This window comes from Undibacterium sp. 5I1 (genome assembly GCF_034314085.1).
Lineage (GTDB): Bacteria > Pseudomonadota > Gammaproteobacteria > Burkholderiales > Burkholderiaceae_D > Undibacterium.
This window is the reverse complement of record NZ_JAVIWI010000001.1, coordinates 1,569,579-1,584,069: the sequence shown is the minus strand read 5'-3', so window position 1 is coordinate 1,584,069 and position 14,491 is coordinate 1,569,579. Positions and strand designations below refer to the sequence as shown.

The following is a 14,491-nucleotide window of genomic DNA, read 5'->3' as shown; positions in this document are numbered from 1 at the left end:
GGTAGAAAAATGACACCGAACGATATGATGGCTGAAATTCGCGACGCTAACTTAAGTTATCTGATGCTCGCTCAGCAAATGATTCGTGCTGACAAAGCTACTGCGATATTTCGTTTAGGCATAGCGAAAGAAATCGCTGACCTGATTGAAGGGTTGAACAACGCACAGATTCTTAAGCTTGCTGGCTCTAACATGATGCTTGCTCGCTTTAGATTTGAAGACAGTGCCATTTTGTGCATGTTGACAAATTATAATAAAGAACGCGCCTTGGCACATTCTCATGCTGCAATTTTAATGGCTGGACAAGCTGTTGAAGAAATTCATTAAAGAGATTCATTAGTTTCTGACTATTTAATAATTTTTCAACACTGAGGTGAGCAAAATGGCTAGCAAAAGCGTAGTAAATGAAGCACACGAAATTCGGTTGGCAATTGATTTAGTCAATCTTGGCGCACGTTTGCAGCTTTTGGAGTCCGAAACGAGTTTGTCTCGCGAGCGATTGTTGAAAATATATAAAGAGCTAAAGGGTGTATCACCTCCTAAAGGGATGCTGCCTTTTTCTACAGAATGGTTTATTACTTGGCAGCCAAATATCCATTCATCGTTATTTATGAACATTCACAAGTATTTGCATGATCATGCGGATATCAGTGGCATTGAAGCTGTTGTCAAAGCTTATCGACTTTATTTAGAACAAACACCGCCTCAAGCAGGTGATGAGCCAGTGCTGTCATTGACGCGCGCTTGGACCTTGGTGAGGTTTTTTGATGCGAAAATTCTGAAATTCACAAAATGCAACAAATGTGGCGGGCAATTTGTTGCACACACATTGGATTTGCATGATGATTATGCATGTGGTTTATGCCATGTCCCTTCACGAGCAGGCAAGACTAAAAGAGCGCGTGAATTAGACTCAATAGCGATGGTTGCATAATGCAGACGATTTTTCGGAGCCTTTTTGAACCTAAGGTCAAAGCAAACAAACGAAAATGATATTTCTTTGGCGGGTAAGCCATTGCTCCCGCCTGCCTTGCAGTCGTTATTGATACAGATTTTTTCCTTCCTTCTTTGCCTCCTCATTACTTTTTTTGTAGGCGTCAGCTTCAAAAAAAATATTCCTCCAATTATTATCATTTTTGCGCAAGCAATTGCTGCCTGTTGTTTTTCATATTGGCGAAAAATGGATTGGTGGTGGTGGATTATTCACTTCTTCTTTCCCCTTGCTGTCTTCGTACTCTTGGCCTTTGATATTCCACGTTATTACTATTTATGTGGTTTTATTTTTTTGGCTTTACTTTTTTGGAGTACGTTTCGCACGCAGGTGCCGTATTACCCATCTAAATCCTCTTTGTTGCCGACGTTATTTGAGTTATTGCCAAACAGACCTGTCCATTTTGTTGATGTTGGCAGTGGGCTGGGCGGCTTGGTTCTCAAATTGGCGCAAGTAAGGCGGGACAGTTTTTTTTATGGTGTTGAAATCGCGCCATTGCCGTGGTTTATCAGTTATTTAAGAGCGAAATTTAATCGAGCCAAAGTTGAGTTTTTATTCCGTAGCTACGAGAGAATTGATTTGAACCAATTCGATGTTGTATTTGCTTATCTTTCGCCTGCTGCAATGCCATCGTTATGGGAGAAAGTGCGGAAAGAAATGACGCCAGGGTCATTACTGCTTAGCTATGAATTTATAGTGCCGAATGTTGCTCCCGACTTGTGTATAAATAAAAATCCTAATGATCCAACACTATATGTATGGCGCATATAATAGTAATCATGTAATGTATTCCTCAGGCAATACTCAATTGCTTTTAAGCTTCAAGAGAATAGTGCAGAGCTGCTAAGAATAAAATATTTGGCTTAGCCAAGAGCTTGAAGTAGTGAGAAATAAACGTCTCTTTATGTAAATTTTTCGTACCTTTTGCGTTATTGTTGTTTGAACTTTGATTGTGATCGGTTATGGTACTCCTAGGTAGTATATTTTATTGTCCAGGTAATACTTGGACAGTAAGGTGTTTTTAATAAAAATAATGGGGAGTATATTGAATTTACGTATATTCTATTCCCGTAAAAAGCAGCGAAGCGTTGTCTCTTATTTTTGTTGATAGATTCGGTTTTTTGCAATTGTTTCCTGTATCTCTTAATTGATCAAATTGATGTGATGATTAATTTACTGATTAATTTCCACGTTTATATTTGGTTCTTTTCTCATAAGGAGTCTGGCTCGTGCTAGTCATCGTTGGCTATATAGTTGTGATGGGGTCAGTGTTCGGTGGATTTGTTATGTCCGGCGGACACATCGCCGTCTTATTTCAGCCACTCGAATTGCTGATGATCGGTGGTGCCGCCGTTGGGGCTTCCTTGGTCGGCAATAACGGTAAAACCCTGAAGGCATCTTTAAAAGCAATTCCTGGTGTATTAAAAGGCTCCAAATACACCAGAGCCTTGTATATGGAATTGATGACCATGCTGTTTGATGTGCTGACAAAAATACGTAAAGAGGGCTTAATGTCAATTGAAGGTGATATTGAAAAGCCGGAAGAGAGTCCTCTTTTTAGCAAGTATCCACTCGTTGCTTCTGACCATCACTTAATGGAATTCATTGCGGATTATTTAAGGTTGATGGTGTCCGGAAATATGGATGCATTTCAGATCGAAAATCTGATGGATAATGAGCTGGAAACGCATCACCATGAAGGTGCGGCACCGGCACATTTTATTGCTAAGTTAGGTGATGGTTTGCCTGCTTTTGGTATTGTTGCTGCGGTGATGGGTGTGGTCCACACAATGGAGTCAGTTGGTATCCCGCCAGCAGAGCTCGGTATTTTGATTGCACATGCTTTGGTAGGAACATTCTTAGGTATTTTGCTCGCTTATGGTTTCGTTGGGCCATTGGCTGGTCTGATGGAGCAACAACTGGACGAGTCCTCTAAAACCTTTCAATGCATTAAAGTAACTTTGCTGGCCAGCTTAAACGGATATGCTCCGGCGCTTGCTGTTGAGTTTGGGCGTAAAGTTTTGTATTCGACGGAGCGACCTACATTTAGTGAGCTAGAAGAACACATTAAGCAATCTAAATCTAAGTAGATAGAGGTTCTTGCAAAACGAAACACCGGAGAGTAATTTTATTGCGAGAAGCGCAAAATAGATGAGAAAGGAGCGGCCATTTCTGGCAAGATGAAAGTGACTAAACAACCATCTGCGCTCCGCTATGAATCCTACACAACGCCTGCTGATAATGCAACGCTGGAATTTACTGCAACACGATTTGCTACCGGAGATAAAACAGCAATGCGGGTCACTGACGCCGAAGCTGGAAAAATTGATTCATGTACTAGACTGGGTGCGCATCGAAGAATTTGTGTCGGACCAATGGCAAGGGATAGGACGCAAACCGCATGACCGTGGTGCATTGGCCAGCGCCTTCATCGCCAAAGCTGTGTTGGGGCTCAATACAACAGCGGCCTTAATAGAACGATTGACGATGGATCGCAGTTTAAAACGGCTGTGCGGCTTTGAGATGTGGAAAGAAGTTCCGAATGAAGCCACTTTTTCGCGCGCCTTTGGCGAATTTGCCCAAGCCAAATTAGCGGAGAAAGTGCACGAAGCGCTGATCAAGAGTTATTTAGGCGACAGCCTCATTGGACACATCAGCCGTGACGGCACGGCGATTGCGGCGCGCGAGAAGCCGAAGAAACACATGAAAGTTGTTTCCGTAGAAAAGGCCCAAAAGCAGCGCCGTGGACGGCCAAAGAAAGGCGAGATAAGGCCGCCAAAGGAAGAGAAAGTGACCAAGATAGGCTGGCAGTTGACGCAAACTTTACCGAGCATCGTCAATGCTTTACCCAAAGAGTGTGACCGCGGCACTAAATGCAATGCGCAAGGTTATAAAGTGAGTTGGAACGGCTACAAGCTGCATATCGACACCGCTGACTGCGGCGTTGCCATCAGTGCGCTATTGACCAGCGCCTCGGTGCACGATAGTCAAACGGCGGTGCCGTTAGCAACGATGACGGCCGCACGAGTAACGAATTTGTACGATTTGATGGATGCAGCGTATTGCAGTGAAGAGTTAAGGGCACACAGCAAAAGTCTTGGCCACGTGCCATTAATTGATCACAACGCACGCGGCGGGGAGAAGAAACCGTTCGCCCCGCATGAACAACAGCGTTATAAAGAACGCACGCAAGCTGAACGTACCAATGGCAGGCTGAAAGACGAATTTGGTGGCACGACAGTACGGGTGCGTGGTAGCGAAAAAGTGATGTCGCATTTGATGTTTGGTTTATTGGTATTGACCGCAGATCAGTTGATGCGTTTATTTACGTAACAGCTTTGCTTTTAAAGAGTCGAAAAAAACAACGTTTCCCAACGTTCATAGGGGCAGTGATGGTCACATAGGGATTGACACGCCATAAAACGATAATCCGGCACAAATTCATGTCACATGTACCGCTTCAAACAAGAAAACCAATCGCAACAGTGGCCACACCCATGCTCGACTTTACTGGTTTGGGTATTTTGCAAGAAGCTCGATAGTCTGATCAGGAATGCAGAATGGCTAATGAGGAACTAAGACCGATTATCGTCAAGCGAATAAAAAAGGTCGCTGGCGGGCATCATGGTGGAGCATGGAAAATTGCCTATGCTGACTTTGTTACCGCGATGATGGCGTTTTTTCTGTTGATGTGGTTGCTCGGTTCAACAGCAAAAGGTAATCTTAATGGGATTGCGGAGTATTTCCAAACTCCGCTCAAGGTCGCCATGGCCGGCGGTGATGGTAGTGGCGACAGCTCGAGTGTCATTAAAGGTGGCGGTAAAGATCTTACTTTGCGTGATGGTCAAAATAAAAAAGGCGATGTTGAGGCGCAAAAAAAGAGTTATAACCTTCAAGCTGCAGAGGCCGCATTAGCAAAAGCAGATGCCGAGCGGCTTAAGGTTTTGAAGGGCAAGATTGAGACGGCAATCGAGTCAAATGCGATATTAAAGCAGTATAAGAAGCAGCTATTATTAGATATTACAACCGACGGTTTACGTATCCAGATGGTTGACGAGCAAAACAGACCGATGTTTGCCTCTGCAAAAGCTGATTTGCAACCCTATACAAGAGAAATTCTGCATGAGATTGGTAAGGCATTAAACGATGTGCCAAACAGAATCAGTTTGTCTGGGCACACCGATGCAGCACCTTATGGCAGTGGCGAGAAGGGATATAGTAATTGGGAGCTGTCTGCTGACAGAGCAAATGCGTCTCGTCGTGAACTGATTTACGGCGGTATGGATGAAACTAAGGTTCTAAGAGTCGTCGGTTTATCATCATCGGTTTTGTTTGATAAAGAAGATCCTCTCAATCCGATTAATCGACGCATAAGTATCATCGTTATGAATAAAAAAGCTGAACAATCTGCTTCACAAGACGGTGGTTCAATTGAACTGACAAATCCTTCTGAGCCCTCAGCTGAAGTTCCTGTAAAAGTGGTGCAATAGTTACACGGGCATAATCGGATCAGATGAATAGAAAATTGGGATGCTGAATATGTCAAAAAAGAAAGTATTAGGGTCTCATGTAAAAGAGCTCTTGTCTGGCGTCTCAAGTCATGGGAACGAACATCTGCTGGAAGTAGAGACTGATCTAGTTCAAACTACTATTCTGCTCGCTGAGGCGATCGAAAAACTTGGGGCGAGTTTTTTGGCCTTGCATGCAGCCATAACCAGTCAGCAAGAAGAAATTGATTTGGTTATTTCCTCTGGCGCGGCACCAACTGCCAGTATTGATCGACTTAAAGTGATACAAGTTGACATTGCTGTTCATATTAATGCTGCTGTTACTAGCCTTCAATTCCAGGATCTTACTAGCCAGCTTATTTCCCGAACTGTTCAACGCAGTGCCGGTTTACGAGAGGTTTTGAGCAATCTAGGTTTGGTTGGCGATGGCATTCCGCTTGATAGTGAAACGGATGAAATAGCCTTATTGCTCAAAGATATAACCCAGCGGTTAGAAAAACAAAGCATTGAATTAAAAAGTTTATTGCGTAAAGCTGTAAATCAAAAACATTTAGATAGTGGTGACATTGAGTTATTTTAACTACTCAATGATGATGGGATGTGTGTCCCTTTAATCTGCATAACGGAGTGATGATGGCCAAGACAATTTTAGCAGTGGATGATTCTGGTTCTTTGAGACAAATGGTGGCGTTTAGTCTCAAAGCAGCTGGTTATCTAGTTATCGAGGCGGTCGATGGGCAAGATGGTTTGGAGAAAGCGAGAAATCAAGTAGTTGATCTCGTTTTAACTGATCAAAATATGCCCAGAATGGATGGCTTAACCTTGATTAAGTCCTTGCGTGCTCTACCAACCTATCAGCGAGTACCCATCCTTATGTTGACTACGGAGTCGAGTGACGATATGAAGGCGAAAGGTCGAGCTGCCGGTGCAAACGGTTGGTTGGTAAAACCTTTTGATCCTCAGAAGTTAACTGAGGTCGTTAAAAAAGTCATTGGATAAACCTCCTTTGAGACTACTTTTTTAATGCGAGCCAATCACGGAGTACGACAATGACGATTGACATGAGTCAGTTTTTTCAAGTTTTTTTCGACGAGGCAGAAGAGCTGCTTGCGGAGAAAGAAAAACTATTGCTGGCCGTCGATATTTCCTCCCCCGATCCTGAAGATCTGAATGCCATATTTCGTGCAGCACACTCCATCAAAGGTGGCGCCTCTACATTTGGCTTAACTGATATGACTGAAGTGACACATATACTTGAGTCACTTTTAGATAAGATCAGAAAAGGGGAGATGGCCTTAACATCTGAACACGTCGACGCTTTTTTGATTGCAAAAGATATCTTAAAAATGCAATTGGATGGACATAAGCATGGCAGCCCAGTGGATCAGGATGCCGTAGCAGATGTCAGAATGTTGCTGCAATCTTTGTCGCAAGACGCTGTACCCATTGCTGCGCCAGTTGCTAGTTTTGCGGATAGATCGAGAGATGTAGACCACGAGAACGTGATTTACACATCTTGTTTTCGGGTAGAGCTACCTCCGATATCTGCCGATGACATTAAAGCTATCGTATCTGAATTAGGTTTACTCGGATTTATTAGCAAAGAGGAAGTTGAAAAAGGTCGTACGGTCGTTACCTTGAACACCAACGAAAGTCAGGACGATATTATTGCAATATGTTCTTTTATCTTGAACCCTGATGATTTAAAAATTACTAGAACCGATTTTGTTTCAGCTAAAGCTAGTTCAAAAAATAATCAATCTGACGACGATTTAGGTTATGGCTTTTTCGAGCCAATTGAATCAATGTTTCCTCCTCTGGCGGGTGGTGAACAATCGCCGGCAGCTACTAATAAAGAGCCTGTATCCGGTTCTAATCTTGTCGGTGCTGATAAGAAAAATTTAGTTAAGAAAGAAGTTGAAAAAGCATCGGTATCGCAGGAGTCGTCGACGATCAGGGTTGGTATTGAAAAAGTGGATCAGCTGATCAATTTGATCGGTGAGCTAGTGATTACGCAAGCGATGTTGGAGCAACGCACCCAAGTACTGGATCCTATTGAACACGAGCGCTTAGTTAGTAGCGTGGCACACCTGACCAGAAATACGCGTGATCTGCAAGAGGCAGTGATGTCTATACGTATGATGCCTATGGACTATGTTTTTTCCCGTTTCCCGCGAATGGTGCGTGACCTAGCGAGCAAACTTGGTAAAAAAGTTGAGTTCGTCACTTATGGCGCCTCTACCGAGTTAGACAAAGGATTGATCGAAAGAATCGTTGATCCCTTAACTCATCTGGTCAGAAATAGCATTGATCATGGTATTGAGATGCCAGCGTCCAGGCTAAAGGCAGGTAAACACGAGGCCGGTAAGTTATCGTTATCTGCAGTTCACCAAGGCGGTAATATTGTCATCGAAGTTAGTGATGATGGCGGTGGATTGCACCGTGAAAAAATACTCGCTAAAGCCAAGCAAAATGGTTTGCCCGTATCTGATGCTATGTCTGACAGCGAAGTTTGGTTGCTTATTTTTGCGCCAGGATTTTCAACTGCGGAGGCCGTTACCGATGTTTCCGGGCGTGGCGTTGGTATGGACGTGGTTAAACGCAATATTACTGCCATGGGAGGCGTGGTCGATATTCGATCAGCTAAAGGATTTGGTACGACCATCACTATCTCGTTGCCGCTGACACTGGCAATCTTAGATGGCATGTCGATTAAGGTCGGTGAGGAAGTTTATATATTACCTCTTGGCTTTGTGATGGAATCATTGCAGCCTGCGATGCAAGATATCAAAGAAATTAGTGGTAAGGGGCGAGTAGTTAAAGTGCGTGGAGAATACTTACCCTTAATTCCTCTATACGAATGTTTTGATATCCAACCTAAATTTACACAGCCTTCTGATGGTATTGCTGTAATCGTAGAAGTTGATGGGAAAAAAGCAGCGCTATTTGTTGATGATTTAGTAGGGCAGCAGCAGGTAGTCGTTAAAAATATTGAATCCAATTATCGTAAAATCCCAGGAATTTCTGGTGCTACTATTTTGGGTGATGGTGGCGTATCTTTGATTCTTGATGTCGCTGCTTTATTGAGATCAGCTAGGTAGTTTTAGTATTTACAGTTAATAACAAGGGGTAGAAATATGATGCAGTCTGCGCAAACGTCTGACAATAAAGATGCCAAACTCGATGCTTCGGGATCAGATATAGCTACACACGAATTTTTAGCGTTTACTCTCGGCAACGAGGAATACGGAATTGATATTCTGAAGGTTCAGGAAATTCGTGGATACGAAGCCGTAACACGTATTGCTAACGCACCAAATTTTCTTAAAGGTGTTATCAATCTGCGCGGAATTATCGTTCCGGTTGTTGATATGCGGATTAAATTTAATTTGGGTGAGCCAACTTACGATCAGTTCACGGTCGTTATTATTTTAAATATTGGCGGACGTATTGTCGGCATGGTTGTTGATAGTGTCTCCGATGTGACAACTTTGTTGCCAGAGCAAGTACGACCGGCACCAGAGATGGGAACAACATTTAGTTCAGATTTTCTGATTGGTTTGGGTACCTTAGAAGAGCGCATGCTCATTTTGGTCGACATCGATAAATTAATGTCGAGTCCAGAAATGGGGCTTGTTGATTCTCAAGTTTAGAAGTGTAGACGTGTAATTAAGCGCGGTATTTTTGTCTAGTTGCAACAAGTGTCTGTAAAAATTAAACCTAAAAAATTGAGAGACTCGGGCTATGAATTTACGTCATTTTCGGATCGGTGCAAGACTAGGTATAGGTTTTGGCTTCATCATTGGCGGACTGATTATTGTGTTGATACTGGCTAGCCTGTTATCTTCACAAAACAGAAATACCATGATTCAAGGCTTAAATACAGCGAGCCAAAAGCAGGCCTTGGTTAATTCTATGAAAAGCTCTTTGCTCGAGGGTGGTATTGCGATGCGAAATATTGGCATTCAATCCGATGTCTCAGAGATGCAGAAAGAAGATGCCAAAGTAAAACTGCAACGCAAACGCTACGACGACGCAAAGGATAAACTGTCAAAGCTTGGGTTGAATGATGATGAGAAGAAAATTCTTGCAGAGATTGCGAGAATTGATCAGGAAATAGACAAGCCGTTTAAAGACGCTGTCGGTCAGGCTCTAGCGTTTAATGCTGAAGGCGCGATTAAAATTATCTCCTCGGTTATTGATCCATTAAGTACTAAATCTATCTTGGAAATGAACAAGTTAGTTGATCTGCAGGAGTCTGCATCAAAGCAAGTATTTGAAATCTCAGGCGCCAACAGCACCAAGCTAAACTTTTGGTTGTTCGTTGTATTAGCTGGTGCGCTAGCCATTGCCGTATTTTTTGCATGGATTATTACTAAGAGTATTACGCAGCCTTTAAAAGAAGCTATTTCTGTTACTGAACAGGTTGCATCTGGTGATTTATCTGCCCATGTTAGTGTGAGTGGTAAAGACGAAGTTTCATCTCTTTTATTCGCTTTAAAAGAGATGACAGAAAGTTTGGCTAATACTGTTGGTCAAGTACGAACTGGCACAGAAACGATCACAGTCGCATCCCAAGAGATTGCCTCAGGCAACGCCGATCTCTCCAGCAGAACAGAATCCCAAGCCAGCTCGCTAGAAGAAACTGCCAGCTCCATGGAAGAGCTCACCAGCACCGTCAGGCAAAATGCAGATAACGCCCGGCAAGCCAATCAACTCGTTGTCTCCGCTACTGGTGTTGCCGTCAAAGGTGGTGCTGTTGTCAATCAAGTCGTTAGCACCATGGGCTCGATTAAAGAAAGCTCCCGCAAGATTGTCGACATTATCAGCGTCATCGACAGCATCGCCTTCCAGACCAACATCCTCGCCCTCAATGCCGCAGTAGAAGCTGCCAGAGCCGGAGAGCAAGGACGAGGATTTGCCGTTGTCGCCTCAGAGGTGCGTAATCTCGCCCAACGCAGTGCCAGCGCTGCCAAAGAAATCAAATCTCTGATCGACGACTCGGTCGACAAAGTCAACCAAGGCGGCAAACTGGTAGACGAAGCTGGCAAAACCATGGACGAGATTGTCACCAGCGTCCAGCATGTCGCCGACATCATGAGCGAGATCACCGCCGCCAGCCAAGAGCAAAGTGCAGGGATAGAACAAGTCAATCTAGCGATTACGCAGATGGATGAAATGACGCAGCAAAATGCAGCGTTGGTAGAGCAGGCAGCAGCGGCAGCAGAGAGTATGGAAGAGCAGGCGCAGGCCTTGGCGCAGGCGGTTAGCGTATTTAAACTTACCTCCGCAAGTAACACTCCCCCGGCAAAGTCAATACGAGTGAATCCTGTGGTCCAGAAAAAAGACCTTAAACCAAAATTAAAACAAATCGCCTCTCGGGCAGAGTCTTCCGTATCAACTGGTAAAAGTGCAAAAAAGGAGAATACGGATGACTGGGAAGAGTTTTAATTTAGTATTTAATAATGACTAAAATGATTAAATTTACTTTTTTTGTTATATCGAATTTTGGTTAATCATAAAAATTAAAACACCTAAGCATCAAAGTGCAAATTTAATCTGATTAACTACCCTAGGCAGGTATATGCATATTTTTCTGAAATTAACTTAATCTAGGATGATGAGTTAATCAATATGCTTAATATTAAGGATAATTTAATGACCAAGTCTGCTGAAAAGGGTAAGAGCGAGACCTCAAAGGAATTTGACTTTAATGCAAAAGACTTTAATCGCGTCAGAGACTTGATTTATCAAAAGGCTGGAATTTCTCTTGCTGATAGTAAACAAGAGATGGTTTACAGCCGCTTAGCTCGTCGTCTTCGGGCAACAGGAATGAACTCGTTTTCTATTTATCTCGATAGTTTGGAGACCGATAATTCTGAAGCTGAGTGGGAGGCTTTTACTAATGCGCTTACCACCAACCTGACCTCTTTCTTTCGAGAGGAGCATCACTTTCCCTTACTTGCCGAACACGTTAAAAAAATAAAAGAGCCAATTAACGTCTGGTGCTCTGCTAGCTCCACTGGCGAGGAGCCTTATTCAATCGCAATGACCTTGTGCGAGGCATTTGGTACTCTGAAGCCTCCAGTGCATATTATCGCAACCGACATAGATACCAACGTATTAGCGACCGCCTCAAGAGGAGTCTACAACCTTGATCGCTTGGATAAGATGTCGCCAGATAGAGCGAAGAAATTTTTCCTAAGAGGGAAGGGCGCGCAAGATGGATTGGTTAGGGTTAGGCCAGAGTTGAGAGATTTAATCACTTTTAAACAGCTGAATCTGTTAGCCGATGTTTGGCCAATTAATGGTGTTTTTGATGCTATTTTTTGTCGCAATGTGATGATCTACTTCGATAAGCCGACCCAAGGTGCAATTCTAAAAAAATTCGTCCCATTAATGAAATCAGATGGTTTACTCTTTGCTGGACATTCTGAGAATTTTTTGTACGTATCTGATGACTTCAAACTTAGAGGCAAAACAGTCTACGAGCTGGCAAGTGAACATGAAGTACGTAGTAAAGCAGTTTCGCGCCATTCGAACAAAGGTTAAGCCATGAGCCAGTTAAGTGAAGAGCATTTCGCTACGAATATTTATTACGACCGTACCTTTGATTGTGACGCTGCAAAAATTTTGCCTGGTGAGTTTTATTTCACAGGAAAAGATATGTTGATTGTTACCGTTCTTGGTTCTTGCGTCTCCGCTTGCATAAGGGATCGTGTTTCTGGTGTCGGAGGGATGAATCATTTCATGCTGCCAGATGGCGGAGCAGATTCTGATAATCCTGTTTCTGCATCAATGCGCTACGGTACCTATGCAATGGAAGTTCTGATCAATGAATTATTAAAAGCGGGTGCTAAACGCGAAAACATGGAGGCCAAAGTATTTGGCGGGGGTAATGTTTTGAGAGGGTTTACTGCGATCAATGTTGGTGAAAGAAACGCGAAATTTGTGCTCGATTATTTGCGCGCTGAGCGAATGCGCGTTATTGCTGAGGACTTAAACGACATCTACCCTCGCAAAGTATATTTTTTTCCAAAAACAGGTAAGGTTCTTGTGAAGAAGCTCAAAGTTGAACACAATGATACGTTGAGGAAACGCGAAAATGATTACGCCAGTCGACTCAAAGCCACGCCTGTTAGTGGTGAAATTGATTTGTTTTAAGCAAAAATAATAAGAGACTGTTGTACGCGCGGAGTATGTGATGAAAATTAAAGTATTGATTGTGGACGATTCGGCGCTAATACGGAGCGTTCTCAGTGAGATCATTAGCAGACAGCCCGATATGGAAGTCGTTGGCGTCGCGCCCGATCCGTTGGTCGCCAGGGATTTGATCAAGCAAACAAATCCAGATGTTTTGACGCTTGATGTTGAAATGCCAAAGATGGATGGGCTAGATTTTTTAGAAAAACTCATGCGCCTTAGACCGATGCCAGTCATTATGGTTTCGTCTTTGACTGAGCGTGGATCTGAAATCACCATGCGAGCGCTAGAACTGGGCGCAGTCGATTTTGTTACCAAACCAAAGCTATCGATTCAAAGCGGTATGTTGGAATATGCAGAACTGATTGCCGATAAAATTCGTGCTGCTTCAAAGGCGCGAATTCGACCACGGGCAGTTCATGCAAGTGATTTGAATAAAGGTGACTTAACTGCACTGCCAATGGTGAAAAATCCGCTGACCAGTAGTGAAAAACTCATCATCATTGGCGCTTCTACTGGTGGAACAGAAGCGATCAAGAATTTTTTAGTTCAAATGCCCTCGGATTGCCCTGGGATTTTAATCACTCAACATATGCCTGAGGGTTTTACTCGTTCTTTCGCTAAAAGATTAGACGGGCTTTGTAAAATTTCAGTTAGTGAGGCCGCTGGTGGCGAGCGTGTATTGCCAGGACATGCTTATATTGCGCCTGGCCATTCCCACTTGCTTTTGGCCAGGAGTGGCGCAAATTATGTGACCCAGCTAGATGCCGGTCCTGCAGTGAACCGACATCGCCCCTCTGTAGATGTTTTGTTTCGCTCTGCGGCCACCTATGCCGGTAAAAATGCAGTTGGCGTTATTCTGACCGGAATGGGCAAGGATGGTGCTGTTGGTATGTTGGAGATGAAAAACGCAGGCGCCTATAATTTTGCCCAAGACGAAGCAACTTGTGTAGTATTTGGAATGCCTCGAGAAGCAATCGCAATCGGTGCGACACATGAAGTTGGTCCCTTAAATGAGTTGCCAACCAAGGTTTTGCATTATCTTGCGTTACACGGTAGTCGAGCCTTGCGCGTTTAAGTGAGCAAAATTCATATTCTTGTGGATTTTGCTCACCACTTTGTATTAATTTGACAGATAATGTTTATAACTATACTTAAAGAAATAATGGAGTAATTTATGGCCGATCAGAATCTCAAATTTTTAGTTGTTGATGACTTTTCAACGATGCGCCGTATTGTACGTAATTTGCTTAAAGAGCTTGGATACTCTAATGTCGATGAGGCAGAGGATGGTGCCATGGGATTAGCCAAATTGAAAAGTGGTGATTTCGATTTCGTGATTTCTGACTGGAATATGCCTAACATGGATGGGCTGACGATGTTGCAACACATTCGTGCTGATCCAGCGCTTGCTAAGTTGCCAGTATTAATGGTGACTGCCGAGGCGAAAAAAGAAAATATTATTGCGGCTGCTCAAGCAGGTGCAAATGGTTATGTTGTGAAACCATTTACAGCAGCGACTCTTGATGAGAAATTATCGAAAATTTTTGAAAAATTAGGAAAGCCTGCATAGCAGAACTTGTATTTATTAAGAAGTAAATATGAGTGTAGATATGGACAACACTATTCCATAAAATGAGCTCTGTACCAAAGTCGTTAATATGACCAGGCTGTTGCATGACAGCCGTCATCGTCTAAGCTTAGTTACCTGAACGAGCTGTGTAAGAATTGCTTGATAGCGTTGCTTTTTAATTACTGAATCTTGTATCTTTTTTTCTGTTTAATTCCA

Annotated in this window: 15 protein-coding genes; all 15 read left to right on the top strand. The window is 43.2% G+C overall.

What is annotated here, in order from left to right; genetic code table 11:
* Positions 1 to 9 precede the first annotated feature (9 nt).
* On the top strand, positions 10 to 327 hold the full coding sequence (flhD, locus tag RGU72_RS07085; protein WP_262836001.1) for a flagellar transcriptional regulator FlhD: 318 nt from the start codon (positions 10 to 12) through the stop codon (positions 325 to 327).
* Between the two features lie 55 nt (positions 328 to 382).
* Positions 383 to 934 carry a flagellar transcriptional regulator FlhC gene (gene flhC / locus RGU72_RS07080; RefSeq protein ID WP_322119061.1) on the top strand — a complete coding sequence of 184 codons (552 nt, stop codon included), beginning with the start codon at positions 383 to 385 and terminating at the stop codon, positions 932 to 934.
* A gap of 24 nt (positions 935 to 958) precedes the next feature.
* Positions 959 to 1,762, top strand: coding sequence for a class I SAM-dependent methyltransferase (locus tag RGU72_RS07075; protein ID WP_322119060.1), 804 nt, complete (start codon positions 959 to 961; stop codon positions 1,760 to 1,762).
* A 458-nt stretch (positions 1,763 to 2,220) separates the two neighbouring features.
* On the top strand, positions 2,221 to 3,081 hold the full coding sequence (motA, locus tag RGU72_RS07070) for a flagellar motor stator protein MotA (RefSeq protein ID WP_322119059.1): 861 nt from the start codon (positions 2,221 to 2,223) through the stop codon (positions 3,079 to 3,081).
* A 124-nt stretch (positions 3,082 to 3,205) separates the two neighbouring features.
* Positions 3,206 to 4,324 (top strand): transposase, encoded by a 1,119-nt coding sequence (locus RGU72_RS07065; protein ID WP_322117783.1) that lies wholly within the window; start codon positions 3,206 to 3,208, stop codon positions 4,322 to 4,324.
* Between the two features lie 227 nt (positions 4,325 to 4,551).
* Positions 4,552 to 5,481 (top strand): flagellar motor protein MotB, encoded by a 930-nt coding sequence (gene motB / locus RGU72_RS07060; protein WP_322119058.1) that lies wholly within the window; start codon positions 4,552 to 4,554, stop codon positions 5,479 to 5,481.
* 49 nt (positions 5,482 to 5,530) lie between these two features.
* Positions 5,531 to 6,079: a chemotaxis protein gene (locus RGU72_RS07055; protein WP_322119057.1), complete on the top strand. Its 549-nt coding sequence runs from the start codon at positions 5,531 to 5,533 to the stop codon at positions 6,077 to 6,079.
* Positions 6,080 to 6,132: 53 nt separating this feature from the next.
* Positions 6,133 to 6,498, top strand: a complete 366-nt coding sequence (locus RGU72_RS07050) for a response regulator (RefSeq protein ID WP_322119056.1) — start codon at positions 6,133 to 6,135, stop codon at positions 6,496 to 6,498.
* Between the two features lie 50 nt (positions 6,499 to 6,548).
* Entirely contained in the window at positions 6,549 to 8,600 is a 2,052-nt protein-coding gene (cheA, locus tag RGU72_RS07045; RefSeq protein WP_322119055.1) for a chemotaxis protein CheA, read from the top strand.
* Positions 8,601 to 8,639: 39 nt separating this feature from the next.
* Positions 8,640 to 9,152, top strand: a complete 513-nt coding sequence (locus tag RGU72_RS07040) for a chemotaxis protein CheW (protein ID WP_322119054.1) — start codon at positions 8,640 to 8,642, stop codon at positions 9,150 to 9,152.
* Positions 9,153 to 9,243: 91 nt separating this feature from the next.
* Entirely contained in the window at positions 9,244 to 10,950 is a 1,707-nt protein-coding gene (locus RGU72_RS07035; protein ID WP_322119053.1) for a methyl-accepting chemotaxis protein, read from the top strand.
* A 207-nt stretch (positions 10,951 to 11,157) separates the two neighbouring features.
* Positions 11,158 to 12,051 (top strand): CheR family methyltransferase, encoded by an 894-nt coding sequence (locus RGU72_RS07030; protein WP_322119052.1) that lies wholly within the window; start codon positions 11,158 to 11,160, stop codon positions 12,049 to 12,051.
* Positions 12,052 to 12,054: 3 nt separating this feature from the next.
* Positions 12,055 to 12,663, top strand: a complete 609-nt coding sequence (gene cheD, locus RGU72_RS07025; RefSeq protein ID WP_322119051.1) for a chemoreceptor glutamine deamidase CheD — start codon at positions 12,055 to 12,057, stop codon at positions 12,661 to 12,663.
* Between the two features lie 40 nt (positions 12,664 to 12,703).
* On the top strand, positions 12,704 to 13,780 hold the full coding sequence (locus tag RGU72_RS07020) for a chemotaxis response regulator protein-glutamate methylesterase (RefSeq protein ID WP_322119050.1): 1,077 nt from the start codon (positions 12,704 to 12,706) through the stop codon (positions 13,778 to 13,780).
* Between the two features lie 99 nt (positions 13,781 to 13,879).
* The gene (gene cheY / locus RGU72_RS07015; protein ID WP_322119049.1) at positions 13,880 to 14,275 is read left to right on the top strand and encodes a chemotaxis response regulator CheY; all 396 of its coding nucleotides are present in this window, start codon (positions 13,880 to 13,882) and stop codon (positions 14,273 to 14,275) included.
* The last annotated feature ends 216 nt before the right edge of the window (positions 14,276 to 14,491 follow it).

Excerpts from the sequence above, each read along its gene's own strand:
- cheD (WP_322119051.1), top strand. The coding sequence starts at position 12,055 with ATGAGCCAGTTAAGTGAAGAGCATTTCGCTACGAATATTTATTACGAC.
- RGU72_RS07065 (WP_322117783.1), top strand. The coding sequence starts at position 3,206 with ATGAATCCTACACAACGCCTGCTGATAATGCAACGCTGGAATTTACTG.
- RGU72_RS07050 (WP_322119056.1), top strand. The coding sequence starts at position 6,133 with ATGGCCAAGACAATTTTAGCAGTGGATGATTCTGGTTCTTTGAGACAA.
- RGU72_RS07055 (WP_322119057.1), top strand. The coding sequence starts at position 5,531 with ATGTCAAAAAAGAAAGTATTAGGGTCTCATGTAAAAGAGCTCTTGTCT.
- motB (WP_322119058.1), top strand. The coding sequence starts at position 4,552 with ATGGCTAATGAGGAACTAAGACCGATTATCGTCAAGCGAATAAAAAAG.
- RGU72_RS07035 (WP_322119053.1), top strand. The coding sequence starts at position 9,244 with ATGAATTTACGTCATTTTCGGATCGGTGCAAGACTAGGTATAGGTTTT.
- cheA (WP_322119055.1), top strand. The coding sequence starts at position 6,549 with ATGACGATTGACATGAGTCAGTTTTTTCAAGTTTTTTTCGACGAGGCA.
- RGU72_RS07020 (WP_322119050.1), top strand. The coding sequence starts at position 12,704 with ATGAAAATTAAAGTATTGATTGTGGACGATTCGGCGCTAATACGGAGC.
- flhC (WP_322119061.1), top strand. The coding sequence starts at position 383 with ATGGCTAGCAAAAGCGTAGTAAATGAAGCACACGAAATTCGGTTGGCA.
- RGU72_RS07040 (WP_322119054.1), top strand. The coding sequence starts at position 8,640 with ATGCAGTCTGCGCAAACGTCTGACAATAAAGATGCCAAACTCGATGCT.
- flhD (WP_262836001.1), top strand. The coding sequence starts at position 10 with ATGACACCGAACGATATGATGGCTGAAATTCGCGACGCTAACTTAAGT.
- RGU72_RS07030 (WP_322119052.1), top strand. The coding sequence starts at position 11,158 with ATGACCAAGTCTGCTGAAAAGGGTAAGAGCGAGACCTCAAAGGAATTT.
- cheY (WP_322119049.1), top strand. The coding sequence starts at position 13,880 with ATGGCCGATCAGAATCTCAAATTTTTAGTTGTTGATGACTTTTCAACG.